Source organism: Ruegeria sp. CJ9, from assembly GCF_056536625.1.
In genome coordinates, this window is the sequence record NZ_JBQFPY010000004.1 from 263,794 (window position 1) to 289,134 (window position 25,341).

At 55.4% G+C, this 25,341-nt stretch carries 24 protein-coding genes; 19 read left to right on the forward strand and 5 right to left on the reverse strand.

The features are described from left to right. The first annotated feature begins 4 nt into the window (after nucleotides 1-4). Genes ACR0AJ_RS11035 through ACR0AJ_RS11060 form a run of 6 tightly spaced genes read left to right on the forward strand, consistent with a single transcriptional unit; the run spans nucleotide 5 to nucleotide 3,838 of the window. Nucleotides 5-694, forward strand: coding sequence for an RraA family protein (locus ACR0AJ_RS11035; RefSeq protein WP_108861947.1), 690 nt, complete (start codon nucleotides 5-7; stop codon nucleotides 692-694). Further along, nucleotides 675-1,595, forward strand: coding sequence for a 2-dehydro-3-deoxygalactonokinase (locus tag ACR0AJ_RS11040; RefSeq protein ID WP_480648848.1), 921 nt, complete (start codon nucleotides 675-677; stop codon nucleotides 1,593-1,595). Before ACR0AJ_RS11035 ends, ACR0AJ_RS11040 begins: the two co-directional genes overlap by 20 nt. Next, complete coding sequence (locus ACR0AJ_RS11045; protein WP_170351630.1) at nucleotides 1,592-2,218, forward strand: 2-dehydro-3-deoxy-6-phosphogalactonate aldolase; 627 nt, start codon at nucleotides 1,592-1,594, stop codon at nucleotides 2,216-2,218. The genes ACR0AJ_RS11040 and ACR0AJ_RS11045 overlap by 4 nt, the downstream gene beginning before the upstream one ends. Then, entirely contained in the window at nucleotides 2,215-2,916 is a 702-nt protein-coding gene (locus ACR0AJ_RS11050) for an SDR family NAD(P)-dependent oxidoreductase (protein ID WP_170351628.1), read from the forward strand. Before ACR0AJ_RS11045 ends, ACR0AJ_RS11050 begins: the two co-directional genes overlap by 4 nt. Nucleotides 2,917-2,925: 9 nt before the next feature. Further along, nucleotides 2,926-3,444 carry a 2,4'-dihydroxyacetophenone dioxygenase family protein gene (locus ACR0AJ_RS11055; protein ID WP_170347546.1) on the forward strand — a complete coding sequence of 173 codons (519 nt, stop codon included), beginning with the start codon at nucleotides 2,926-2,928 and terminating at the stop codon, nucleotides 3,442-3,444. Further along, entirely contained in the window at nucleotides 3,425-3,838 is a 414-nt protein-coding gene (locus tag ACR0AJ_RS11060) for a methylglyoxal synthase (RefSeq protein ID WP_170351626.1), read from the forward strand. The genes ACR0AJ_RS11055 and ACR0AJ_RS11060 overlap by 20 nt, the downstream gene beginning before the upstream one ends. A 24-nt stretch (nucleotides 3,839-3,862) precedes the next feature. Here the strand turns inward: ACR0AJ_RS11060 and ACR0AJ_RS11065 are convergent, their stop codons facing one another. The 4 genes from ACR0AJ_RS11065 to ACR0AJ_RS11080 all read right to left on the reverse strand — a co-directional run bounded on the left by ACR0AJ_RS11065 (nucleotide 3,863) and on the right by ACR0AJ_RS11080 (nucleotide 7,910). Beyond that, nucleotides 3,863-5,008 (reverse strand): alpha-hydroxy acid oxidase, encoded by a 1,146-nt coding sequence (locus ACR0AJ_RS11065; protein ID WP_170351624.1) that lies wholly within the window; start codon nucleotides 5,006-5,008, stop codon nucleotides 3,863-3,865. A 45-nt stretch (nucleotides 5,009-5,053) separates the two neighbouring features. Next, nucleotides 5,054-6,337, reverse strand: coding sequence for a TRAP transporter large permease (locus tag ACR0AJ_RS11070; RefSeq protein ID WP_010437263.1), 1,284 nt, complete (start codon nucleotides 6,335-6,337; stop codon nucleotides 5,054-5,056). A gap of 10 nt (nucleotides 6,338-6,347) precedes the next feature. After that, nucleotides 6,348-6,833 carry a TRAP transporter small permease gene (locus ACR0AJ_RS11075; RefSeq protein WP_170351622.1) on the reverse strand — a complete coding sequence of 162 codons (486 nt, stop codon included), beginning with the start codon at nucleotides 6,831-6,833 and terminating at the stop codon, nucleotides 6,348-6,350. A gap of 78 nt (nucleotides 6,834-6,911) precedes the next feature. Next, the gene (locus ACR0AJ_RS11080; protein WP_170351621.1) at nucleotides 6,912-7,910 is read right to left on the reverse strand and encodes a TRAP transporter substrate-binding protein; all 999 of its coding nucleotides are present in this window, start codon (nucleotides 7,908-7,910) and stop codon (nucleotides 6,912-6,914) included. Between the two features lie 117 nt (nucleotides 7,911-8,027). Here ACR0AJ_RS11080 and ACR0AJ_RS11085 point away from each other — a divergent pair, with 117 nt between their 5' ends. Beyond that, nucleotides 8,028-8,699: a GntR family transcriptional regulator gene (locus ACR0AJ_RS11085; protein WP_170351619.1), complete on the forward strand. Its 672-nt coding sequence runs from the start codon at nucleotides 8,028-8,030 to the stop codon at nucleotides 8,697-8,699. Nucleotides 8,700-9,588: 889 nt separating this feature from the next. Here ACR0AJ_RS11085 and ACR0AJ_RS11090 read toward each other — a convergent pair. Then, on the reverse strand, nucleotides 9,589-10,242 hold the full coding sequence (locus ACR0AJ_RS11090) for a GntR family transcriptional regulator (RefSeq protein ID WP_170351617.1): 654 nt from the start codon (nucleotides 10,240-10,242) through the stop codon (nucleotides 9,589-9,591). 213 nt (nucleotides 10,243-10,455) lie between these two features. Here ACR0AJ_RS11090 and ACR0AJ_RS11095 point away from each other — a divergent pair, with 213 nt between their 5' ends. From ACR0AJ_RS11095 to ACR0AJ_RS11150, 12 genes are all read left to right on the forward strand, one after another. After that, nucleotides 10,456-11,541 (forward strand): Gfo/Idh/MocA family protein, encoded by a 1,086-nt coding sequence (locus tag ACR0AJ_RS11095; RefSeq protein ID WP_217356094.1) that lies wholly within the window; start codon nucleotides 10,456-10,458, stop codon nucleotides 11,539-11,541. Between the two features lie 88 nt (nucleotides 11,542-11,629). Further along, nucleotides 11,630-12,640 carry a TRAP transporter substrate-binding protein DctP gene (gene dctP / locus ACR0AJ_RS11100; RefSeq protein ID WP_170351613.1) on the forward strand — a complete coding sequence of 337 codons (1,011 nt, stop codon included), beginning with the start codon at nucleotides 11,630-11,632 and terminating at the stop codon, nucleotides 12,638-12,640. Between the two features lie 30 nt (nucleotides 12,641-12,670). Continuing rightward, nucleotides 12,671-13,246: a TRAP transporter small permease gene (locus ACR0AJ_RS11105; RefSeq protein WP_170351611.1), complete on the forward strand. Its 576-nt coding sequence runs from the start codon at nucleotides 12,671-12,673 to the stop codon at nucleotides 13,244-13,246. Further along, nucleotides 13,243-14,538, forward strand: a complete 1,296-nt coding sequence (locus ACR0AJ_RS11110; RefSeq protein ID WP_074736095.1) for a TRAP transporter large permease — start codon at nucleotides 13,243-13,245, stop codon at nucleotides 14,536-14,538. The genes ACR0AJ_RS11105 and ACR0AJ_RS11110 overlap by 4 nt, the downstream gene beginning before the upstream one ends. Further along, entirely contained in the window at nucleotides 14,538-16,430 is a 1,893-nt protein-coding gene (locus ACR0AJ_RS11115) for a bifunctional sugar phosphate isomerase/epimerase/4-hydroxyphenylpyruvate dioxygenase family protein (protein WP_170351609.1), read from the forward strand. The genes ACR0AJ_RS11110 and ACR0AJ_RS11115 overlap by 1 nt, the downstream gene beginning before the upstream one ends. After that, nucleotides 16,427-17,263, forward strand: coding sequence for a citryl-CoA lyase (locus tag ACR0AJ_RS11120; RefSeq protein ID WP_480740847.1), 837 nt, complete (start codon nucleotides 16,427-16,429; stop codon nucleotides 17,261-17,263). The genes ACR0AJ_RS11115 and ACR0AJ_RS11120 overlap by 4 nt, the downstream gene beginning before the upstream one ends. Further along, the gene (locus ACR0AJ_RS11125) at nucleotides 17,250-18,440 is read left to right on the forward strand and encodes a Gfo/Idh/MocA family protein (RefSeq protein WP_480648837.1); all 1,191 of its coding nucleotides are present in this window, start codon (nucleotides 17,250-17,252) and stop codon (nucleotides 18,438-18,440) included. Before ACR0AJ_RS11120 ends, ACR0AJ_RS11125 begins: the two co-directional genes overlap by 14 nt. Then, nucleotides 18,430-19,104 carry a hypothetical protein gene (locus ACR0AJ_RS11130; RefSeq protein WP_170351606.1) on the forward strand — a complete coding sequence of 225 codons (675 nt, stop codon included), beginning with the start codon at nucleotides 18,430-18,432 and terminating at the stop codon, nucleotides 19,102-19,104. The genes ACR0AJ_RS11125 and ACR0AJ_RS11130 overlap by 11 nt, the downstream gene beginning before the upstream one ends. Further along, complete coding sequence (locus ACR0AJ_RS11135) at nucleotides 19,097-20,287, forward strand: Gfo/Idh/MocA family protein (RefSeq protein ID WP_170351604.1); 1,191 nt, start codon at nucleotides 19,097-19,099, stop codon at nucleotides 20,285-20,287. Before ACR0AJ_RS11130 ends, ACR0AJ_RS11135 begins: the two co-directional genes overlap by 8 nt. A gap of 154 nt (nucleotides 20,288-20,441) precedes the next feature. Further along, entirely contained in the window at nucleotides 20,442-21,356 is a 915-nt protein-coding gene (locus tag ACR0AJ_RS11140; RefSeq protein ID WP_170351601.1) for a sugar phosphate isomerase/epimerase family protein, read from the forward strand. After that, nucleotides 21,337-22,746 carry an aldehyde dehydrogenase family protein gene (locus ACR0AJ_RS11145; RefSeq protein ID WP_170351599.1) on the forward strand — a complete coding sequence of 470 codons (1,410 nt, stop codon included), beginning with the start codon at nucleotides 21,337-21,339 and terminating at the stop codon, nucleotides 22,744-22,746. Before ACR0AJ_RS11140 ends, ACR0AJ_RS11145 begins: the two co-directional genes overlap by 20 nt. Next, nucleotides 22,746-24,527 (forward strand): thiamine pyrophosphate-binding protein, encoded by a 1,782-nt coding sequence (locus ACR0AJ_RS11150; protein ID WP_170351597.1) that lies wholly within the window; start codon nucleotides 22,746-22,748, stop codon nucleotides 24,525-24,527. The genes ACR0AJ_RS11145 and ACR0AJ_RS11150 overlap by 1 nt, the downstream gene beginning before the upstream one ends. The last annotated feature ends 814 nt before the right edge of the window (nucleotides 24,528-25,341 follow it).

The window sequence follows — 25,341 nt, forward strand, 5'->3', positions numbered from 1 at the left end:
AAGAATGCCAGACGTCAGCACGGACCTTAGGGTTTTTAATGATTTTGAAAGAAACCCGGAACTTCTCAAAAAATTCGACAAGGTGTTGGAGGCGTACTCTGCTGCTGCCATTTTTGCAGATGTTCAGTACCGAACAGGCGTGATGGACAGCGCCATCAAGCCCGCATTCCGCGCCAAGGTGACAGGCCAGGCCGTGACGGTTCAGCTTTCAAAAGGCGATCTGGTCGACCCCTTGCGAGCGCTTGAAATGGGACAACCCGGGGACGTGATCGTTGTGGACGCGGGTGGTGATCGTCAAACTTCAGTCTGCGGTGGTCTAATGGGTGGTCTGGCCAAGAACCGTGGCATTCGCGGTATGATCGTAGATGGCACTGGGCGTGACACAGATGAGTTGGAAGACATCAACTGGCCAATCTGGACGCGCGCGATCACGCCGCGCGGAACGCACACGATGTTCTCGGAACGTAAAGAAGAACTTTCGATCAATGTGCCAATCGCCTGTGGGGGCGTCGTGGTAAACCCCGGAGATTTCATTGTAGCTGATCTTATGGGCGTCGTCGTGGTACCACAGGAAATTGCCGAAGAAACCGTGCGCCTTGCTCAAGAGCAAGCTGACCGTGAGGAGGAAACCCGTAAATGGGTGGCCCAAGGCAAAACCGTTGAGGATCTGCTGAATGAATTCGGTCGCATCTGAGCCAGCGCTGATCGGCGTAGATTGGGGCACTTCATCGTTTCGTGCATTTCTAATTGGTGCGGAGGGCGACGTGATCGATGGGGTCTCGTCGCCTGAAGGTATCATGCAGGTTGCGGGACAAACCTTTGAGGCGGTCCTTGATCGTCTAATCGGCCCTTGGGTCGCCAAGGCTAACCTGCCGATCCTGGCATCTGGCATGATCACCAGCCGCAATGGCTGGGTAGAAACGCAATATGCCGAAATGCCTCTGGGTGCTGTCGGTCTTGCGCGGGCGTTGGTCCCGCACGAAGCGGCCAACGGAGCGCGTATTCATTTTGTGACTGGTGCTTCGACAGAACATGCCGGAGGACCGGACGTAATGCGCGGCGAGGAGACCCAGATCATTGGGGCATCTTCGCTAGGTTTGAGCGAAGGTATGTTCGTGATGCCGGGAACGCACAGCAAATGGGTTCAGGTTGCCGACGGGAAGATCGTGGATTTCTCGACCTACATGACAGGTGAGATCTTTTCGGCGCTGAAAGAACACACGATCCTTGGCACCTTGATGAAGGAGGACGCCTTCAGCGAAGACGCATTCGTGATGGGCGTCAAGGCGGGCCTCAGTGGTGAGTCGAACCTGCTGCACAGCCTGTTTCATGTTCGGACGCTTCCTCTCATGGGCAAAATCCCAAAGGTTGCCACGGCCGACTACTTGTCGGGCTTGTTGATCGGGACCGAGGTTGCTGCCGCGACCGGCGAAGTAAAAGACGTCGGCACGATCACTGTTGTTGGACGCAGCGACTTGTCCGACCGATACGAAATAGCGCTTCGAACTGCTGGTTTCGACAGCCGTCGCGCGCCAGATGATATCGTTGCGAAAGGGCATTTTCTGATTGCTCGCGCTGCGGGGTTGGTTGGATGATTGACCTCACCGCAGCTCTTGCCGAGAACCCGCTGATTGCGATTTTGCGGGGGCTAGCACCAGAAAATGCGCGCCCGGTGTCTGATGTACTCTTCGATGCCGGGTTTCGGATCATCGAAGTGCCGCTCAACTCACCGGACCCGCTGGAATCGATTACGCAGATCGTTGCGAAACATGGCGCACAAGCCATAGTCGGCGCTGGCACTGTGTTGACTACGGATCAGGTCGCGGCGGTTGCAGATGCAGGCGGGCGGATCATCGTGTCGCCCAATATGAACCCGGACGTCGGGCGCGCGGCTGTCGCGCATGATCTGTATTGGTGTCCAGGTGTCATGACCCCCTCCGAGGCCTTTACGGCGTTGGATATCGGAGCTTCGGTCCTCAAATTTTTTCCGGCGGAAATGGTGCCACCAGCTGCCATCGCTGCCATGCGCGCCGTATTGCCTGCAGACGCAGTCGTCGCTGCGGTAGGGGGCATAACGCCGGATACGATGGCGTCGTATCATGCCGCGGGTGTAGATGGATATGGGCTGGGCTCCGCTCTGTTCAAACCGAGCTATACATTGGATGATATCGGCAGACGCGCGCGCGCCTTCACCAATGTATTGGAGGAACTTGGATGAAACAGGCCCTTGTTACGGGCGGTACGCGAGGGATTGGTGCGGGTGTTGCACGGTCGTTGGCAGACGCAGGTTGGTCCGTAATCGCCGCATCCGCCTCCCAATCTGAATTGGATGCATTCGAGCCTCAGGACGGGATAAAGTTGCTGATCTTGGATGTCACCGACCAGACATCCATCGATGATGTATTCGGCGAGCTCACGGGTCTCAATGCCTTGGTGAACTGCGCAGGTATTCTTCTGCGTGGCGAAGAATACGACATTGACGTTTTCGCTAAGGTGCTTGATGTGAACCTGACTGGTACTATGCGCTGCTGTCTCGCCGCGCATCCTTTCTTAGCGGAAACAGGAGGGGCTATCGTCAATACAGCTTCTATGCTCAGCACTTTTGGTGGACCTTTGGTGCCGGCCTATTCTGCTTCCAAGGGCGGTGTGGCACAGTTGACGAAGGCGCTGGCAGGTCGCTGGGCCGAAGACGGCATCCGGGTCAATGCCATCGCGCCGGGTTGGATCGAGACAGAGATGACCCAGGGCCTTCGGGAAGACCCTGAACGAACAGCGGGGATCATGGCGCGTACGCCAATGAAACGCTGGGGGAAACCCGAAGAAGTCGGTGCGCTTGTGCAATGGCTTTTGAGTGAAAACGCCAGTTTTGTGACTGGATCGATCTATCCGGTCGATGGCGGCTATCTCGCTATGTGAGGAAAATCTATGAATGACGATGACACCGCCCGAATGCCATATCAATTGCCATTCCCCAAGGATGCGCAAGACGAGATCGTGATCCCGAATGCCATGAGTGAGGACGATAGACTGTGGGTTCCGCAGGCAGAGAACGTCTGGTTTCGACCGCTCTGCCTGAACCGCTCGCAAGGTTATTGGATGAACCTTCTCAAAGTGCGCAAAGCTGGTGTTCTTTCGCGGCACCGCCATCCACAGCCCGTCCACGGCTTCGTCCTGAAAGGGCGCTGGCATTATCTGGAACATGACTGGGTTGCAGAAGAAGGGGGATATGTCTTTGAGCCGCCGGGTGAGACTCATACCTTGGTCGTTCCCGACGATGTCGAAGAGATGGTTACCTATTTCCAGGTCAATGGCGTGATGTGCTATGTTGATCCGTGGGGCAAGGTCACTGGCTACGAAGATGTCTTTACCAAGATTGATCTGTGCCGAAAACACTTTGCGGAAGTCGGACTTGGAGAAGACTACGTTGAACAATTCATCAGGTGATGCGCCGCGTTTCGCGCTAGTAGCTCATGACGCGCGAAAGGACGAAATCGTTGAATGGGTGGGTCTGCAATTGGCCCGCCTGTCCAGAGTACAAGTCTTTTCGACAGGCACCACCGGCAGTCGCATTAAGCAAGCCTATCCAGAACTGGACGTGACCTGCCTGAAAAGTGGACCACTCGGAGGCGACCAACAGATCGGCGCTATGATCTGTGAAGAGAAACTGGATGCACTGATTTTCTTTGTCGACCCTCTCTCACCCATGCCACATGACGTCGACGTTAAGGCTCTGACCCGTCTCGCAACGGTATATAATCTGCCAATGGCATGTTCGCGCTCTACCGCGGATCTGATCGTCAAGGGGCTGATTGACGAGGATGACAACGCGCCTGGGTGATACGCCACGCGCCGCAAGCGCCGATCAGCCTGTTCTCAGAAGGTGCTCTGCCAAACTGCCGAGGTTTTCGCTACCAAGCTGGCTCATGTTGGCCTCAATGTCAGCTTTCAGGATGTGAACGAGATGGTCGATCCCTCGTGCTCCGAACGCTGCAACGGCATATTGAAAGGCGCGTCCGACCATGACGAAATCTGCACCTTTCGCCAGGGCACGCATGATGTCCAATCCCCAGGCAACGCCAGAGTCGTAGATAAGTGGCACATCTATTCCGACCGCCTCGCGGATGTTCGGGAGTTGGTCAATCACGGCGGGCCCGGCTTCGAATTGACGCCCGGAGTGGTTTGAGACCCAGATGCAATCCACGCCTTCGGCCACCATTTTTTGCGCGTCCTCCGGCCGCAGGACACCCTTGACGATCAGGTGACCCTCCCATTCCCGCCGCAGTTCGCGCAGGTAGTCCCAATCTGGAATCCCACGGATCAGAGCGCCTGCATGGGTAAAGCTTTCTCGCCCGCGGGTCGGGACGTAATCGTCAAAGAACCGCATACGTGGCATGATGCCCTCGCGCAGATGTGCAAGGCACCAGGCGGGTCGTGATGCCATTTCAGTCAGCGTGCGCAGGTCAGCTTTTGGAGGCACCGTCAGATTGGCACGGCGCTGTCGTTCGCGCCGGCTCTCTTCTGGAACGTCCACCGTGATAATCAGCGTATGAAATCCCGCTGCCTTAATCCTCGGCAGCATCGCGCGGCGCAGATCGCCGGAGTTCACCGGGTAATGCTGAAACCATCCGTTCTTGCCAATATGAGGCGCCACATCTTCAGGCGAAGCAACAGCCACGCTGGACAACGAGAACGGAATGTTGTGAGCAACTGCTGCCTTGGCAAGCATCCGCTCTGCTCCTGCCCACATCAGGCCGGACATGCCTACCGGTGCTATCCCGAAAGGCAGGTCGTATTTTTGACCCATCAATGTAGTCTGCAGTTCGGCCTTTGTTCGGCCACATAGCACACGCGGCATAAAACCGATGGCATCAAGTGCATCACGGTTGACCTTCAACCCCAGCTCCCGGCCGGTCGCGCTGTCGAGGTATTCGAAGGCAAACTTCGGAATGCGCTTTTGTGCGGTTTTCCGAAGGTCTTCTATCGACGGGTGGGAAAGGTCCAGATCCATCCGGGTCCTCTGTTCGTTGTCTAACGGTTGAAGCTCCTCAGTCGGTCACCAAAGGGATGGCAGGGCCAAGGAAATTGCGGGCACATAGGTGATGAACATCAACAAGATCAGCATGCCGACAAAGAATGGCAGGATCGCCCGGCTGAGGCTTTCGATGGAAACCTTCGAAATGCTACTGGCCACGAACAGGTTCACACCCAATGGCGGTGTGCAGAACCCAATGGCCAGGTTGACCGTCAAGATGACACCAAAAACGATCGGATCGACACCCAGCGCGGTTGCAACCGGCAGCAGGATCGGCGTCATGATGATGATCGAAGAAATCGTCTCCATGAACATGCCGATCACCAGCAACAGCAGATTGATCAGCAACAGAATGATGATCGGATTGTCGGACAGGCTGGTGATTGTTGTTGCGAGCTCTGTCGGGATTCTTGCGAGCGTGATCAACCTGCCAAAGGCGGTCGCCATGATCACCAATATCAGAATAGTCCCGCTGGTTTTTGCACTGCCCGCCAAAACCTCTGGCAGGTCCTTGAGGGTGATGTCTCCGTAAACGAAGATGCCGATGAAAGCGGCATAAACAACGGCCACGGCTCCGGCTTCGGTAGGGGTGAAGATCCCGCTATAGATGCCGCCAAGGATGATTACAGGCACCAGTAGCGCCCAGATGGAAGAGCGGAAGCTCTGCCAGACGCCCGGGCCTGAGAACGTAGTCGTCGATTGCTGAACAACCTCGTCCTTTCGCAGCAGAACACGAGCGACCAACATGAACATGAGGGCAAAAAGGATGCCAGGAACAACACCTGCAAGAAACAGTTTGCCGATCGAAACCTCGGCAGTTACCCCATATATGATGAATGGAATACTTGGCGGTATCATAACGCCGATCATTCCTGAGGATGCCGTCAATGCGCCGCTGAATTTGCGCGTATAGCCGACCTTTTCCATCTCTGGGATCATGTTCGACCCGATAGCGGCTACGGTCGCAGGAGACGAACCGGATATGGCGGCAAAAAACACACAGGCGAGTACGTTCACGTAAGCAAGCCCACCCCGGATATGCCCGATCAGTGCATTGGCGAACCCAACCAGTCTACGAGACATTCCGCCGTGCTGCATCAGGTCGCCTGCCAAAATGAACAGAGGGACGGCAATTAGAGGAAACGAGTCCGCGCCTGTTACCACGGACCGTGCCAAAAGAACCATGGGTGGGGTGCCGTCCACAAAGACCATCACGATCATGGTGGCTAGGCCCAGACAGATGCCAATTGGCACGCTGAAGAGCAGAAGGGCGAAAAGCGTCAGGAAGAGCGTTGTTGCAAGCATGCCGGGTTCCTCACGCTTTGGTTCCTGCGATCAGACGCAGGGTTCGGATCAGATGTTGAGTGACGCGGATCGCGGACAGGCCAGCGCCAATCGGCGCCGAAGCATAAAGGATCGGAATCGGTAGTCCTAAAACGACCGACGTCTGGCTGGCTACAAAAGGCTGTCGGATAAGCTTGATGCATTCAATTGTCAGAACGACCAGAAATCCAAGGACAAGAAGCGCGATCACAACATCCGCGTAAAGCCTTGCGCGCTCGCTTAGGACATCACGCAGGACCGTGATACGCACATGATCGCCTGTGTGGAATGCATAGCTGACGCCAAGCCAGACAAACCATACAAACAGCCAAAGCGTTAGCTCTTCGCCCCATGAAAGAGAGGCATTCAGAATGTAGCGCATGAACACATTGCCAAAGATCAACAAGACAATCGCGGCCAAAAGTGCACTGGCTAAGACCTTTTCGGCATTCATATCGATCCATTTGATAACCGACACCGTTCACCTCCCCTTGAACGAAAGGGGCACCCGAACCTTAATGGCACGGGTGCCCGTATTGGCTGAGTAGTCCGAGGGTCAGCTTCCGCTCGCTGCGGAAACCGCTGCTACCCAGTCGTCATAGGCTTCGGCGCCAACCTCGTCGCGATACTGCAGGCGGACGCTTTCGGTTTTGTCAGCAAAGGCCTGTCGCTGCTCTGCAGTCAGCTCCAGAACCTCGACACCGGCAGCACGGATCTGTTCCAACTGTTCCGCATCTTCGTTTGCGACCAGTTCCGCCTGATAGTCACGTGCGGTGGCCATTGAGTCCCGGACCAATTGCTGATGCTCTGCGGACAGCGAGTCAAAGAACGGTTTGGAGATGACAGGCATATAGACCGCAAAGACATGGCCCGTGGTCGAAAGGTATTTCTGCACCTCGTAGAAACGCTGTGAGGTAATGATCGCCAGTGGGTTTTCCTGGCCGTCGATCACGCCTTGCTGGAGAGCAGAATAGACCTCACCAAAGTTCATTGGCGTCGGGTTGGCCCCGAGCGTTTCGAATGTCGCCACATGCGCCGGAACCTTCATGGTGCGCAGCTTGACACCCTCGAGATCTGCGGGGGTTGCAACCGGACGGACATTGTTGGTCACATTGCGTACACCCAATTCAAGCCAGCCGAGACCAACTAATCCCTGGTTTTCGACCCGTGCAAGCATCCCATCACCAGCATCACCATCAAGAACATCAAAGGCGATGTCCTTGGAGGAATACATGTAGGGCAGTTCAATTACTGCAAAAGCCGGATCCCAGCCCGCGAAGAAAGAGGAAGGAGGAATGGCCATTTCCAGAACGCCGGTTTGAACACCTTCGATCATCTCGCGATCAGGGCCCATCTGCGACGAAGGGAATATCTGTACGTCGATCTCACCATTCGAGCCAGTTTCGACCAGTTCTTCAAATTTCAGTAGCGCGCGATGCATGTGAAACGCTTCTGCTGCGCCATGCCCAACCTTAATGACTGTTTCAGCGGATGCTGCAAAAGCAAGCCCGGCTGACATGACGACGCCAAGCGCCAATGTTGATTTCTTGAACAAGGTATCCTCCCACGGATTTAGTCATTTTCGATCTATTATCTGAGATATCAGATATAATATAGAAATCAAGCTTACATGTGCTATTGTGTTGGAGAGACGAAATAGGACGAAGTGAAAATGACCGAGATTTTGCAGATTAAGCGCCCGGATTCGTTGAGTAAAACTGCTGAAGAGCATATCCGAAAAGGCATAATCAATGGCACGTTTCAATTGGGTGAATCGTTGCCGGAAGTGAAGCTGTCAAGTGCCATGGGCATCAGCAAAACTCCGATTCGCGAAGCGCTATCGGCTTTGAATCTTCAGGGGCTCGTTCAGATCTTTCCTCATCGAGGAGCCTTTGTATTCTCTCTTTCTCAAGAGGACGTGGTGCAGCTTTGCCAGTATCGGCTCATCCTAGAATCTGCAGCTTTGGAGCAAGCGCTTGAAAAGAACCCGTCGGTTCTGATCAATGAGCTGGCTACAATTGTTTCTAAGATGTCAGAAGCGCAGGAAGCGGATGAATTCGAGCAGTACTTGGAACTTGACGCCGAGTTTCACGACGCGTTTTTCAGGTCCTGCGGAAACAGTTACCTGCGGGATGGATATCAAAAAGTCAGTGATATCGTCCAAACTATGCGGACGCATCTGTCCAAGCGTTCCAATCGAACGAAGAAATCTTACAAGGAACATCAAGCGATCACATCGCTTTTGGGCGAGGGTAAAGTAAAAGCAGCAACGAACACCCTCAAACGTCAAATCACTCGCGGTGAGCGTTCTTATTCCGATTTGGTTGGTCTGAAGCAAGCATAGGTGCCCACCATTTGGTCACGATGTTCACCAAAAGCGCACCTGGCAGCAAATCTGATGTCGCGTGCGTGGGCAACATAAGTTCAAAGTGGCGGAGTTGGGCTGTTCTGAGACAAGGGCCGTGGCCACGATTAGAGGGTGGTTTTTGTGTTGGGTCAGAAATGCTTGACGATTGGGCCAGAAATGAATGACGTGATTGGCCGATTTATTGAGGTTTTGGCTGTCGATTGAGTCAAATATCAGTGACGTTCCACATTTCCTTGTCAGGCGACACATAGTTCTGCCACCAGCGACAGAACCTTGCCATTTTCGCCTCACTTCCTTCATCTAGCACCTCGACTGATTTCATTGATCGTGACTTCCTTTTGGGAAAACCAGGTTTGATTTGCTGATCAAACGCCGAAGGCGCCTGTTCCTGCTGATCTGCCACGTGGCGAACGCGGAAGGGTGCGAGGCAATGCTATTCGACAAGGGCGGTGCGGCACGCAACCTAGTTTCGTGTCACTGCGTATCTTGGTTGGTCATTTTTTCTTTGTCTTCGACAGAAACAACCGTTTTCATGTTACTTCTGAGGGTGGATATTGGCGCAGTTGCAGCCAATTTACACTTTGTCCTTAATACTCGTTCCACTGAACGGCCATCACTCAATCAGAGATCGCTTCACATAAAACCGCTTCAAGGATGTTCGCGGTTTGTTATGGTGGTGCAAAGCAACCCTTGGTTGCGGAAGCTTAGCGTTCTCATCCCTGTTTAAACGGCTGCCTGATGTAGCGGGTTCAGATGTTGAATCATAAACTTACGGAATTCGTCTGGTAAGCACAGTAATTAAACTTGCCTTTCAGGTCCCGTGCCGCTGATTCAGGTGATGGAGATAGGCGGCAACAACAGCGAGCTACATAGCCTCCAGCGTATGTGAAAGACCGTTTCGGATGTGATCTACCAACAGCTTCTTAGCGGTGCCCGCGTCTCTGGCCAATGCGGCATCGAACATGCCCTTATGCTCCTTGACGGCCTCTTCGCCGCGATAGGTCAGCACGAGCATCTGATACCGCAAATACTTGTCGTAGATGATCGAGTGCAGAGACAGAAGGTTCTTGGAGTTGCAGGCCGCGATCATCGCTTGGTGAAACTCCCAATCATATCGTTTCCAGGTTTCTTTCTCGGACTCGTCGCCCTTGAGAAGCTGCTGTTCCATCAGGTGCAGTTTGTGGTGCGCGGCAACGAGGTTGCCTTCCCAGTCCGTGTCGCCATTCGCAATGGACAACTCCAACGCGTGGCATTCCAGCAGGACACGCAACTCTGATATCTCGGTCAGGTCTTCGCGAGAGACCGGCGTAACCAGGAACCCCCGTTGTTCCGGGGCTTCGACAAACCCGTCGCTGGCAAGCCTGTTCAGCGTTTCACGAAGTGTCGAAAGGCTTGCTGAGTAGCGCTCTTTCAATGCGTCCAGCTTCAGTTTGGAGCCAGGCTGCAATTCTCCAAAGATAATATCCCGCTTTATGCGCTGATAGGTGCTTGCACCTATCGTAGACGGCTGTTTCGCCATGCGTTTCACCCGATATTTTTAGATTCCTCCTTTAAATACCACTTTACAGAGTTATCAGCAATCCAATGTGATGTATGGTAGAAATAAAAATATCATACATTATTGTGGAATCGCAAAAACCCCAATACGGTCGAGTTCAAGTTGGGCAAAGCAGCTCAGTCATAAACATTGGTTTCGGAGTTTCCGAACCCTCTGGAAGGAAGCAAATTGTCAATGAACTTTCGCATTGCCATTGTCGGCATTGGCCTTGTTGGACGCCGCCACGCAGACGCGATCCGCGCGTTGCGTCATGTCGATCTTGTTGCGGTTGTTGATCCCAGTGACGAAGGGCGCACCTACGCTGCGGAGCATGGCGTTGCGTGTTACGAGACCCTCGAGGATATGTTTGCAAATCAGACGCCGGACGGAGCTGTGCTCGCGACGCCCACGACGCTTCACGTCGAACAAGGGCTCACATGTGTTCGGCATGGTTGTCCCGTACTCGTCGAAAAACCGATCGCCGTGGAAGCCTCCGCTGCACTGGAGCTTGTCCAAGAAGCGGAGAAGGCCAATGTGCCACTGATGGTCGGACATCATCGTCGGCACAATCCTTTGATCAAGTCAGCGAAGGAAGCCATTGTCGATGGGAAGATTGGAGATGTGCGCGCTGTCCATGCGAATTGCTGGTTTTACAAGCCCGATGAATATTTTGACGCCGCACCCTGGCGTAAGAAACCCGGAGCGGGGCCCATCTCGGTCAATCTTGTCCATGATGTCGATCTTCTGCGGTACCTGGCCGGAGAGGTCGTGACCGTACAGGCGCAGTCGGCTACCTCGCAACGCGGCTATGACAACGAAGATGTCGCCGGAGCGCTATTGACGTTTGAAAGCGGAGCGATTGGGACCATTAGCGTATCCGACAGCATTGTTGCTCCGTGGAGCTGGGAGATGACGTCTCAGGAATATCCAATCTATCCGTCGACCACTGAGAGTAGCTACATGATCGGTGGCTCTCATGGGTCGTTGTCTGTCCCCGATCTAAGACTATGGACCTACCAGGGTGAGGAAAGGGATTGGTGGATTCCAATTTCGTCAACCGCGCTGAAGAAGGGTTCCTCTGACCCACTGGTCAATCAACTCGGGCACTTTGTTGACGTTGCTCGGCACGAAGCAGATCCGATTGTGTCCGGATGGGAAGGCTTCAGAACACTTCAAGTCATTGAAGCCATTCAGAATTCCTGCAGAACTGGCGAGACTGTCAAGATAAGAAACCTTCAGGAAATGCAACAACAGAAATTGCAGGTAATGAAAAATATCTGATATTTTGCAAAAAATCTTGCAAAAAGTCCAAAATAGGTCAAAACTCAGAATCGGAAAAATGCATCATGATGTCTCAGGGAGGAGCAAAGTGATTACCAAACTTACCCGCCGGGCTGCTGTGTCAGCCCTGGTTGCAACCGGTGTTCTGTTTAGCGCAACAAGTGGTGCGCTGGCGGAAGACAAAGTGCAACTTCGCCTCGCAACATCAGGATCGGAGACTGACCAGCGTTCGGTTGCCATGGCCGAGGTTTTCGCGCCCATGGTCGCCGATTTCGCAAGTTATGAGCCCAGCTATAACGGCACGATCTTCGCGCAAGGCACTGAGCTGGACGCTATCAGTCGCGGCAATCTGGAGATGTCGATCACCTCGGCGCAGGAGCTGGCACAGTTCTTCCCCGAGTTTTCGATCTTTACCGCAGGCTATGTCCACCAGGACGCCGCGCATCAGGTGGCTGTCTTCAACGATCCCTTGATGGATGCCTTCAAGCAAAAGGCCGAAGAAGAACTGGGCGTCAAACTGCTGTCGGTCATGTATCTGGGCCGTCGTCAGGTGAACCTGCGTCAGCCCAAGGATGAGTTGACGGTCACAACTCCGGCCGATCTGGACGGCGTGAACCTGCGGATGCCGGGCACCGATGCGTGGCAGTTCCTTGGCAAAGCGCTGGGTGCCGCACCGACACCAATGGCCTTCTCCGAGGTTTATACCGCGCTGTCGACCGGTGCCGTTGACGGTCAGGACAACCCATTGCCGACTGTGGTTGATGCCAAGTTCTACGAAGTGACCAATCAGATCGTCCTGACATCGCATCTGGTCGACCTGAATTATATCGCCATCGGCAAAGAGGTTTGGGACGGGCTGACACCGGAACAGCAAGCAAAGGTTCAGGAGGCTGCAGACGCAGCGGCTGAATCGGGGCGCCAGAAGCAGCTTCAGAAAGAAGAGGACCTTGTCAGCTTCCTGAAAGAGCAGGGCATGGAGGTCTATGAACCCGACCTCGCGGCGTTCCGCGATCAGGTACAGACCATGTATCTGGAAAGCGAGTTCGCCGGATCATGGCCGGATGGCGTTCTGGAGCAGATCAACGCTCTGGGCAACTAAGTTCATCTACACAAGGGAGGGAGAACCACAATGAAAGGCTTCATAAAGGGGTTCTCCCGATTGACCGAAGCGATTGCCGGCGGGATGCTGGCGGCAATCTTCCTGATCTTCCTTCTGCAAATTCTATTGCGCTATTTCTTCACCCCTGCCGGATGGACGCTAGAACTGATCGGCATCCTCTGGGTCTGGGTGATCTTTTTCAGCTGCGCTTTCATCGTGCGCGAGCGGGATCACGTAAAGTTCGACATCATCTACCTTTCGGTACCGATGCGGGTGCGCCAGGTATTTGCGATGCTGGCGGCCGCGGCAATCGTGGTCGGGATGCTCTATAGTTTCCTACCGACTTGGGACTACATCGACTGGATGAAAATCCGCAAAACCGCGACGGTACGTAATCCCTTTTCGGGTGAGAAGATACCGCTGCGCACCGTGTTCTCGATCTATGCCGTGTTCATGCTGGTCGTAGCGGCGCGGTATGCATGGCTGTTTTTTGACATCATGCGCAACGGCCCACCAAAAACCGAACTTGAAATGGTCGTGGGATACAACGTGGTCGACGAACATCCCCGTGTTGATGTGGAAGACGACGAGGACGCAAGCAAATGAGTTTCGAACTTCTTTCCTGCCTGCTCACACTCTTTGTTCTGGCAGGCATCGGGACTCCTATCGGGTATTCCATCCTGCTGGCGTCACTTATGTATCTGGGTGTCGCCGGTCTGGACGTTGCACTGGCGGGTGAAAAAATCCTGCAGGGTTTCTACAAAAGCACGATCCTGCTTGCCGTGCCTTTGTTCATCGTTGCCGCCAATATCATGAACGCGGGATCGATCACAGACCGGTTGCTGAACTTTTGCGTCGCGGCGGTCGGGCGTTTCAAGGGTGGTCTTGGGCACGTCAATGTTGTGGCGTCGTTGATTTTCTCCGGCATGTCCGGCTCAGCCGTCGCGGATGCTGCAGGGATCGGCAAGATAATCATTGAAATGATGACCAAGGATGGCCGCTACAGCCGAGGTTATGCAGCCGCAATCACGGCGGCTTCGGCGACGATCGGCCCGATTATTCCGCCTTCGATCCCGATGGTTCTGTATGCGCTGGTCTCAAAGGCCTCTATCGGGTCGCTGTTCCTTGCTGGCATTCTGCCGGGCCTGATCATGGGTGTCGTTCTTATGGCGATGAACTACTATCTGGCTGGAAAGCGGAACTTTGCATTGGAAGAACCTGTTCCGTTGCGCGAGTTGCCGGCTAAAACCGCCAACGCGTTCCCGGCACTGCTGATGCCCGCAATTCTGCTGTACGGCATATATGGCGGCGTCACTACTCCGACAGAGGCCGCCGCAGTTGCTGCATTCTACGCCCTGCTACTGGCAGCGCTGTTCTACCGCGCACTAACCTTCCGTGGTCTTTATCAAGTGTTCGTCGACAGCGCGCGCTCTTCCGCCGCCGTCGGGGTGGTCATTGGTGGCGCGTTCATTCTGAACTTCATCGTCATTCAGGAACAGATTCCACAGTCGATCTCGGCACTGCTGGAGGGTTCAGATGTTAGTCCGATTGTTTTCCTGATCCTGGTTAACCTGCTGATCCTCGCGCTGGGTTGCGTGTTGGACGCGACAACGATCATTCTTGTGATCGTGCCTCTGTTCATTCCAACCTGCGAAGCGCTTGGGATTGATCTGGTGCATTTCGGAGTGCTGGTCGTCGTGAACTCGATGATCGGTCTGATCACGCCGCCCTATGGCATTCTACTCTTTGTGATCAACGCCGTGACGGATATTCCGCTGCGCGAAATCATCTCGGAAATCTGGGCCTTCCTCGCGGTTCTCATCTTCGCCTTGGTGATCATGATGCTGATGCCTGATCTGGTCCTGTGGTTGCCGCGTATGTTTGGATATCAGGGATAATGTGCCTTTCGGTTTCGACAACGTCGATCCCCGGTGATCTGGCTGAAAAGCTGAGTGCTATCGCTGACGCAGGATTCGGGGGTGTCGAACTACACGAACCGGATTTGACCGCTTTTGATGGGCCGCCATCGCAAATCCGGAATATTGCATCAGACCTCGGCCTGAAGATTTGCCTGCTGCAACCCTTCCATAACCTCGAAGGTCAATCCGGCAGCGGTCGGCAGCGCGCTTTTGCTCGGCTAAAGCGCAAACTCGACCTGATGAGCGAGTTGGGAACAGAATTACTGCTAATCGGGTCTGCTTACGAGGTCGATGCCGCTGCAACCGAAGAACAGGTAATCGCGGACCTTGGCGAGGCGGCCAAGATCGCGCAAGAGATGGGGTTGCGTCTGGCCTATATGGGCTTGCCATGGTCGGATCTTGTTCACTCGGATGAGCAGGCGTTAGGCGTCGTTGAAGCCATCGACAGCCCTCATTTGGGGTTGGCCTTGAACTCATTCTTCTCGCTTGCCGACGGGTCCAAACCCGCCCGCCTTCGGGACATTCCCGGAGAGCGGCTGTTCCATGTGCAACTGTCCGATGCACCCCGGCTTGAGATGGATATACGTCGGCTCAAACGGCACTTTGGGCTTCTGCCAGGGCTCGGATCGCTGAACCTTGCAGGTTTCGTGCGGGTGTTGTCCCGCGCCGGGTACAAGGGGCCTTGGTCTATTGCGCGCGTCAACGAAGCAGCTCCTCAACCCGGTGGCCGCACACTTGCCCGAGACAGCTATAGGTCGCTGGTGAACCTCTTGGACGAGGTGTCGCGGACCGAGCCCGGAACGAACTTTGATATCCCGAAATTGCCTGAACGCGTTTACGCCTCAGGCTTCGAATTCGTTGAGTTTACAGCCGACGAAACGAGTGGGACCCAATTGGCAGACATGCTGTCAGCAATGTGTTTTCGAATGGAGCGAAAGCACGTCAGCAAGTCCGTCGAGCTGTGGCGGCAGGGGGCTATCAACATCGTAGTGAATACCGAAAAGGACGGTTTTGCCCAGTCGGCGTTCCTGGGCCACGGGCCCTCGGTTTGTGACATGGGGTTGCGTGTCAAAGATGCGGATCAGACGGTCCAGCGTGCGACCGCGTTGGGCGCTCCGAATTTCTCGCAGCCCGTGGGAACAGGAGAGCTGGATATTCCGGCCATCCGTGGTGTCGGCGGCAATGTCGTCCATTTCATTGATGAGAAATCCGATCTGCATCGGGTTTGGGATATCGAATTTGAGCCGGTAGCAAAAACCAAAGCGACCCAGCCCGCCGGTTTGCGCCGTATCGACCATCTGGCACAGACGATGAGCCACGATGAAATGCAAAGCTGGCTACTGTATTACATCTCGACTTTTGAGATGGAGAAGTCGCCTATCGTGAATGTGGCCGACCCGTCCGGCGTCGTGCAAAGCCAGGCCATCGAAAGCCCCGAAGGCGAAGTGCGCCTGAACCTGAACGGGGCAGTTGGTCGCCGAACTCTGGCCGCTTCGTTCCTTGAAGATGGCTTTGGGGCTGGTGTTCAGCACATCGCCTTCCAGTCTGACGATATATTTGAAACTTCAGACCAATTGCTCAACTCCGGCTTTCCCAGCCTGTCCATCCCAGAAAACTACTACGCTGATCTGCAAGCGACTTTCGGATTGGATGACGATTTGATCGCCCAACTGCGCCGAGGCAACATTCTCTACGATCGGGCAGCAGGTGCCGAGTATTTTCAGATATACAGCCGCCCCATCTTTAACGGCTTCTTCTTCGAAATTGTTGAACGCCGCATGGGCTATGCCGGTTATGGCGCGCGTAACGCACCCATTCGCCTCGCCGCGCAAAGCAAAATCCAGACCGTGAAAGAGGTGCAAACTCAATGACCGTGCTGGATGAAAACATGACAATGGATGAGCGCGCCGTTCGCCAATGGTGGCGCACATCCATCGTCGACATGAAACCCGGAAAGATCGCTTTTCGTGGCAATGCCATAGAGGCCCTGATCGGGAACGTATCTTTCCCGCAAATGATCTGGCTGATGGTACGGGGCGGTTTGCCCAGCGACGCGCAAGCGCGCCTGTTCGAGGCCGCTTTGGTCGCAGGCGTGGATCACGGTCCACAGGCTCCCTCGATCGCGGCTGCGCGTATGGCCGCCACCTGCGGGGTGGGTCTCAATAATGCGATGGCGACTGCGGTGAACATGCTGGGCGACGTGCATGGTGGGGCAGGAGAGCAGTGCGCAGAGCTGTACTATGATATCGCGGCCCGCATGGATGCGGGAGCTTCACTGAATGACGCTGTTCGGGATGGCTTGGACAGCTGGCGTGAGACCTACGGCAAGATCGTTTCGGGCTTTGGTCACAGGTTCCACAAGCCCACCGACCCGCGTGCACCCCGGCTTATGCAACTAGTTCGAAATGCGGCAAAGGAAGGCACAGTTTCAGGCCGGTTTGCCGACATTGGCGAAGAGGTTCAGGCCGAACTTGCCCGTCAACGCGGAGGTCGACCGATTGCCATGAATATTGATGGCGCGACAGCTGTGATCTTCTGCGAGCTTGGCTTTCCTGCGCCCTTGTCGCGGGGGCTATTCTGCTTGTCCCGCTCGGTTGGAATACTCGCCCATGCTTGGGAACAGATGAACCAGGGTGGTCGGAACAAAGGGCCCATGCCCCCAAATTACTTGCCCCTCTACGAAGACAGGAATGATGACACGTGAGACACCGAAATCCTTCCGGGTCGGCCTTATCGGCTGTGGTCGTATCAGCGATATCTATTTAAAAACACTATCTAAATTCTCCAGCGTCGAAGTCGTGGCTTGTGCAAGCCTTGATCCTTTGGAAAGCCGCGCCAAAGCGGATCAATACGGTGTCGCCAAGGCCTGCACGCCAGATGAAGTGTTTGACGATCCGACGATCGACTGCGTTCTGAATCTGACAATTCCGGCGGCGCATGCGGAAATCAGTTTACGCGCGTTGGAGGCGGGCAAACACGTCTATTCCGAGAAGCCACTGGTTATGAATCGAACGGATGGTAAGGCGATCCTGCACATGGCCTCTGAAAAGGGGTTACTGGTCGGCTGCGCACCCGACACGTTTCTGGGCGGTCGCTGGCAGACCGTTCGGCGCTTGATCGACGAGGGTGCTATTGGCAAACCGACAGGGGTTTTTGCCCATGTCGGGACCCACGGGACGGAGCGCCACCATCCCAACCCGGATTTCTACTACCAGGCCGGTGGCGGGCCCTTGCTGGACCTTGGCCCATACTACCTGACCGCGATGATCTGCTGTCTTGGACCAATTGACCGGGTCGCTGGAATGGCACGGCGGACCTTTGAGGAGCGTATGATCGAAAACGGCCCGCGCAACGGCGAATGGATGGATGTCGAGGTCGACACGCACTCCCTGAGCCTGCTGCAGTTCTCATCCGGAGCTATAGGGTCGATGACCATGAGCTTCGACATTTGGGACAGCGAAACCCCACGGTTCGAAATCTATGGTGAAAACGGAACCATCAGCATCCCTGACCCTGACCCGGTTCATGGTGCCAATGTCTTTCAGGGGGATGTCTGGTTGAAGACGCGAGACACCTCGCGCTGGTCTTATCAGCCCCGTCCAGCCGGTCGCGAAGACTGGCAGGTGGTCGAGAACAAACATGGGTTTAATGAAGACAGCCGCGGGCTCGGCCTTTTGGATCTGGCCCTGGCGGCACAAGAAGGACGCCAACCCCGTGCAAGTGGAGCGCTTGCCTACCACGTTTTCGAGGTCATGGACGCGATTGAACGGGCGCCGAAATTTGGCGCCTATCAGACAATAGAAAGCCGTTGCGTGGCCCCGGCGCCTCTACCGGTCGATTTCCTGAACACTGAGAGGAAGGAGCTGGTCCATGCCGATTGAGACACTCGACTTTGCCCAGCCGTTCTTTCGTGTCCAGCACATCACCAATGAAGACCGATTATCTGTCGAGGGCCGCGCCATTGTTCTGAGCCTTGGGGGGAGGGACTTCTCGGTCGAGGATCAGATCGTTGCGCCACTTTCGTCTGTGATCGTACAGAACAGCACCATCCAAAACGTGGAACGCGCAATAATTGTCCACGGTTTCGACGCCCATGCCGATGACAACGAGTTGTTTGCATGGGTGAAAAATACATGGCCATCTGCTTTTGATGTTCGCCAAGAGGAGCGTCTGCGTGGCGTCAGCCACTACATGTCACCAAAGGTCTTCGTGGGTAACGTCGGACTGACCATGTATCACTCGGGCTCGGTGCCGCTGAATGTTGGATTGCACAAGGATCATCCGTTCTGCCCGGTACCGGGGTTTCGCGAAGTGCATACGCAAATCGTAGGCTTTGGCAAAATGCAGCAATGCCGCGAACGGGACGTTGAAACCCTTTACCTCGAAGAATTCATGGCCCCCGGCACGACGCACAAGCCGATGTATGACGCTGAAGGCAACTATCCCTGGCATCAATACGAGACGATTACCCCCAGCATCTTCATGGCGGTGGAAATGCTGCCAGAAGGCGTACGGGCCCCGGAAATGGAGGTTCAGAATGGCTGAGAGACTTTTACCCGAAGACCTGAACTTTGACGGCCCTTTCCCCCGCTTTTCTCGCCGTTTGAGGCTGGGCGTCGTCGGCGGTGGACGTATCTCTGTCACGCAGGCAACGGCCGCGCGGATGACCGACCGGTGGGAGGTCACCGCAGGAGCGCTCAGTTCTGACGCCGCGCGCAGCAAAGCGCGTGGGGCTCAGTGGTTCCTGTCGTCAGACAGGTGTTATGCGTCCTTCGACGAAATGGCGCGGGCTGAGGCGGCGCGCCCGGATGGCGTGGATGCGGTCATGATCACTACCCCGAACCACGTCCATTTCGACGCGGCCAAAGCGTTTCTGGAGGCAGGCATTGATGTACTGTGCGACAAGCCCCTGACCAACGAAGTTGCCGAGGCCGAGGGGCTTGAGGAGATCGCCGCGCGCACGGGGCAGGTCTTTGCCGTCGGCTATGCGATGTCGTGTTTTCCGGTGATCCGTCAGGCCAAACAAATCGTGGCGGAAGGCGGCATAGGTAAAATCAACCAAATCCACGTCGAGTTCATGCAAGACTGGATGACGCCCGATGATGTTGCTGATGCGCCTCATGTAAAGTGGCGGCTGGACCCCAAGATTTCAGGCCCGACCAGTTGTGTCGGCGATATAGGCACGCATGCCGCGCATCTTGCCAGTTTTGTCTCGGGCGTGCCGATGACCGACGTGAGGGCCGAGTTTCATGTCTGCGGTGCGCCAAAGCCTTTGGAAGACACAGTTTTCATGTTCACCCGTTACCAAAATGAAGTCCCCGGAACCTTGATGGCAACACGCCTTGCCCCCGGAAATCGGGGTGGGTTGCGGTTGCGGATGTTCGGGAGCGAAGGCGGTCTTGAGTGGGGCTTGGAGAATTCGGAACAGCTGAAGTTCAATCGGTTCGGTGAGCCGGATCGTATCATCAGCCGAGGTCACGGGCACGGCATTGGCCCCGGCGCGGAACGTCTGGTCCGTACCGCGCGTGGCTTCCCTGAAGGGATTATCGAAGCTTGGGCCAACCTCTATACGGAATTTGCCATGGCCGTAGCTGCGCGTCGGGATGGCGTTACAGTTCCGGCCGATTGGCTTGCTTATCCCAGTGTCGAACAAGGCGCAGACGGTGTCCGATTCATTGATGCCTCTGTACGCTCTCACCAGTCCGGAGGCGACTGGGTCACTATCTAAAGCTTTGCCAAAACGAAGGTTAAACACGCCCGGGCCATTGCCCGGGCGTTTTCGTTTTCTGCTTAGTATTAAAAGTTGATATTTTAAAAAATATCAGATATTTTTTATTACGTGTGATGAAAATGAGATTCGCAGACGCTTGGAGCTGTCGTTCATGGTGAAACCCGAAGAGGCTGGCGCAAGCCCCTCTCTCTATTCCTTGGCGCATCTGACGCTGATCGGCTGCACGCCGCCCGAGTTGGTCTATATCGCCGCGCGGGCCGGTTACGATGCTGTCAGTCCTCGGTTCATTCCGATGCATGTGCCCGGTGAATTCACTCAATCTCCAATCGACAAGGCGCAGGTCCAGGCCACCAAAACTGCTCTCTCTACCACCGGCTTGAAGGTCCTTGATGTCGAGCTTGCGCGCATCACTGAAGATGTCGATCCGCGCAGCTTTGAGCCTTCTCTGGAGATCGGCGGAGAACTGGGTGCCAAGCGCATGATCATGAGCGCGTGGACCAATACCCGTGATGATCGTGATTTTCTGATCGACGTCTATTCAGAGACCTGCAAACTGGCCGTGCCCTATGGGCTGACGGTGGATCTGGAGTTCCCAAGCTTCTCTCGCTTGCGCACTCTGGATGAGGCGCTGGATATTGTCCGCGCCTCTGATCAGCCGAATGGCGGTATTCTGGTCGATACGCTTTATCTGCACCTCAGCCGCGTGGATCTCGGAGAGCTTCTGCACGTCCCCTCGGAGTTGTTTCACTTCTTGCATATCTCTGATTGCCTGCCCGGCATCGCCGATACGCGCGAGGGCATGATCCAACTGGCCCGCGATGCGAGGTTGTACCCAGGCGAAGGTTGGATCGATTTCAACGGCATCATCGAACGGATGCCGCCCGTCGACTATTCTATTGAACTGCCCAACCAAAGCCGCGTTGCCGAGTTGGGATATGAAGAACACGCGCGTCGCTGTCTCAGCCACGCCAAGCGAACATTCGGCGAAGCGCGGTCACAGCGCCGCACGCCTGATGCTGCATTTCTAAAACACCAAGAGGATCACCATGGGCAAAGAGCTCACTGAAAACGACCGCAACATGGCGGCCGATATGCTGGCACGCGCCCGCGCTGCCATGGCCGAGATCGAGGATTGGGATCAGGACAGGCTGGACCGCCTGTCTCAGGCCATTGCGTGGTATGCTGGGAACGAGAAAACTTTCACGCGTCTGGCCCAGCAAGGCGTGGACGAGAGCGGCATCGGAGATCGCGAAGGGCGTCCAGCGAAGAGATTCAAGATTCACATGGTACTGCGTGACGTCCTGCGCACTCCATCGACCGGTATCGTCGAAGTGGATGAGGAAAAAGGACTGGTGAAATATGCCAAACCTGCCGGTGTGATCGCGTCACTGATCCCCATGACTAACCCAGCGATGACACCACCGGTGACCGGCGTATCCGCCGCCAACGCCCGGAATTCGGTCATCTTCAGTCCACATCCGCGAACCGCCCATACCACCTTTGAAATGGTCGAGGTCATGCGCGCAGCTTGTCGTGCTGCCGGTGCCCCCGAGGACTTGTTTCAATCCATTCGCAAACCGTCGATCCCATTAACGCAACATCTGATGGAGATTTGTGACCTGACGCTGGCGACGGGTGGCAAGCCCATGGTCAAAGCAGCCTACAGCTCGGGACGTCCGGCTTATGGCGTCGGCGCGGGCAATTCTTCCATCGTCATCGATGAGACAGCCGATCTGGATGTCGCCGCTCAAAACACACGTATTTCAAAGACCTCCGACTTTGGGTCAGGCTGTTCGGCGGACGGCAACATCATCATCCAGCGCTCGGTTTACGACGATATGGTCAAGGCACTTCAAGCCGAAGGCGGTTACCTGTGTTCGGACGAAGAGAAGGCAATGCTCGAAGCGGCCATGTGGGATGAGAAGGGCAACCGTACCTTCCCGACTATCGCCTGTCCGCCTCAGCAAACGGCCAAGGTCGCCGGTTTCTCGATCGCCGAAGATCGCAAATTCCTGATGGTCGAAAATCAGGGGCAAATCGGGCCGCAGCACAAGTTCTCCAGGGAAAAACTGACCACACTGATGGCTCTATATCACTTCGACACATTTGATGACGCGCTGGAAACGGTCAGCCAGATTTACAACACCGGGGGCAAGGGCCATTCCTGCGGCATTTACAGCCACAATGACGATCACATTGACCGGTTGGCGCGTCTGGCTCCGGTCAGCCGCATGATGGTGCGACAGCCACAATCCAAGGCCAACGCAGGTGCCTGGACCAATGGGATGCCCATGACCAGCAGCCTGGGTTGCGGCATCTGGGGCGGCAACATCACCAATGAAAACGTCACCATGAAACACATGATGAACTACACCTGGGTCAGCCGTCCGATCCCCGAGGATCGCCCCTCGGAGCCGGACCTGTTCGGTGAGTTCTTCGGGCAGGAGGTCGCGTGATGGACGGAGCGAAACTGGACGGAAAAACCGTAGCTGAGCACATTGTCGACTTCCTTGAACGCCGTGAGGTGAAGCATGTGTTCGGCCTATGCGGCCATACCAATATCGCGGTTTTAGCTGCATTGGCGGAAAGCCCAATTGATTTTGTAACGGTGCGTCATGAACAAATCGCCAGCCACGCGGCGGACGCATATGCCCGCGTGACGGGCAAGGCCTCGGTGGTGTTGTCCCATCTCTCCCCGGGGCTGACCAATTGCGCCACCGGGGTCGCCAACGCCGCACTGGATTGTATCCCTATGGTGGTGATCGCGGGCGATATTCCTACGCATTACTACGGCAAACATCCTCATCAGGAAGTGAACCTGCATGCAGATGCCGCTCAGTGGGAGATCTATCGACCCTTCGTAAAACGCGCCTGGCGGGTCGACCGCGCAGATTTAATGGCCGAGATTCTTGAAAAGGCGTTCCATCTGGCTGAAAGCGGTCAGCCTGGCCCCGTGTTGGTCAACGTACCCATGGATATCTTCTCCGAGGTGATCCCGTCGGACAGTTTCGACCGTATCCGCGACAACACGCGGGCGCTCAGGAAACCGTCGATAGACGATGAAACGGCGCGTGAAATCATTGAGACACTGGTACAGGCCGAAAACCCGGTCGCCTATGTCGGCGGTGGTATCCTTCTGGCACAGGCCAGCGAAGAGTTGCGCAGGTTCGTGGAGCATATGGGGTTGCCCGTCGCACATTCCCTGATGGGTAAAGGCGCGCTTCGGGACGACCATCCGCTGGTACTGGGAATGACTGGGTTTTGGGGTACTGAATTGGTCAATCAGTCCTGCCTCAAGGCGGACTACATCTTTGCTGTGGGCACTCGGTTCAAAGAGGCCGATTGCTCCAGTTGGTATCCTGGTTATACGTTCAACATTCCCGGTTCCAAGGTCATTCACATCGACATTGAACCGCAAGAGATCGGCCGCAACTATCCCACCGAGATCGGCGTCGTTGCCGACGCCAAGGCCGTTTTGCGCGTCCTCAACCGGGTTGCCCGCGAGATGTATCCGGACGGTTTCAACCGCCCCGCGCTGGAACAGAAGATCGCTGAATTCCGGACGGATTTCAAAGCGCGCAACGTGGAAATGGCGACCTCACCAGCCTTTCCGATGATGCCCGAGCGTATTCTGGCAGATACCCGCAAGGCACTGCCCGAGGATGCCATCATCACCACGGACGTTGGATGGAACAAGAACGGTGTCGGACAACAGTTCGATATCCTGACCCCTGGCTCAATCCTGACCCCGGGTGGTTTTGCCACGATGGGTTTTGGCCCTCCGGGTGCGATCGGCGCGAAACTGGCGGCACCCGATCGTGTGGTGATCAGCCTGGTTGGCGATGGTGGTTTCGGTCAGAATCCTTCGATGCTGGCAACGGCCGTCGAACTTGATCTGGGCATCATCTGGCTGGTTATGAACAACAACGCCTTCGGAACTATCGCCGGCCTTCAAAAAGCGCATTACGGTCTGACCTATGGAACAACTTTCCCCGGATCAGCCGCCGCACCCGTAAACGGACCGGGCTATGCCGACATAGCGCGAGCCTACGGCGTGGAAGGGCACAGACTCAGCGCTGCCGACGAACTGTTGCCCGCACTGGAAGCGGCAATCGCCAGTGGCAAGCCAACCGTGCTCGATGTGCCAATGATCAACAACCCGACACCAACGACCGGACATTGGAACATCCTCGACATCTATTCGCCAGACAGGGATGTTTCGCACGTTGCAACCTAAAGCAATTTAGAGTGTGCGATCCGCCTATGCATACGGCTTTTGCCAGTATCGGTTAAACAGAAGGGCAATTGCCGCTGTGCGATGGCTTCAGCTTGATGGAAAACCTTTGAGTCGCAAATGGCAAGACTCGTGCGTCGTGCTTTTTAAGGGAAATTAAAAATCAAAGATTTAGATGTCGCCGAATGGCAAAACTATGTGTCGCCTGACATTTCCTGTTGAACGTCACACGAACCTGACCCAACCGTCACAGTTGGACCAGAAACGGGGTGAACGTTCGACTTCGGAAGGCACCCCCGATGTTGGACATCAATTGATTTTGGCCTCTGCGTCTTAAACTGACCCAAAATTCCCATTTTAATTCTCCCGCAGAGGGTTTCGTTTGATCTGGCTTCCCTTTTGGAAAATCTGGGCTGATTTGCAGATCAGACAGCGAAGCTGCCTGTTTCTGCCGATCTGCCACGTGGCGAACGCGGGAGGGGGCGAGGCAATGCTATTCGATAGGGGTGGTGCGGCCCGCAGGCATAGCCGAGGACACGGTCCTGTCTAATAGCGTTGCCCGAGGGGGAGGGCCGCGCCCTCACCCTGACGGCCAAGGGCGTTTGGCTTGTCCAAATCCCGCTGGCCCACGAAAGGAAGGTGATGGGAAAGAGGGCTTACCGCTATTTGCGATCGAACCCTTCTGTCAAACTTCAAAAAGTAATTGTGGCCACTTAGCTGCCATTCGCCGCGTTTGCAGCCTAGGCATCAATCTACGTCCGCTTTGTGCGCATCAGCGGGCTTTGTGGCGCAGGGAACTTCCTTGACTTTATGCTGG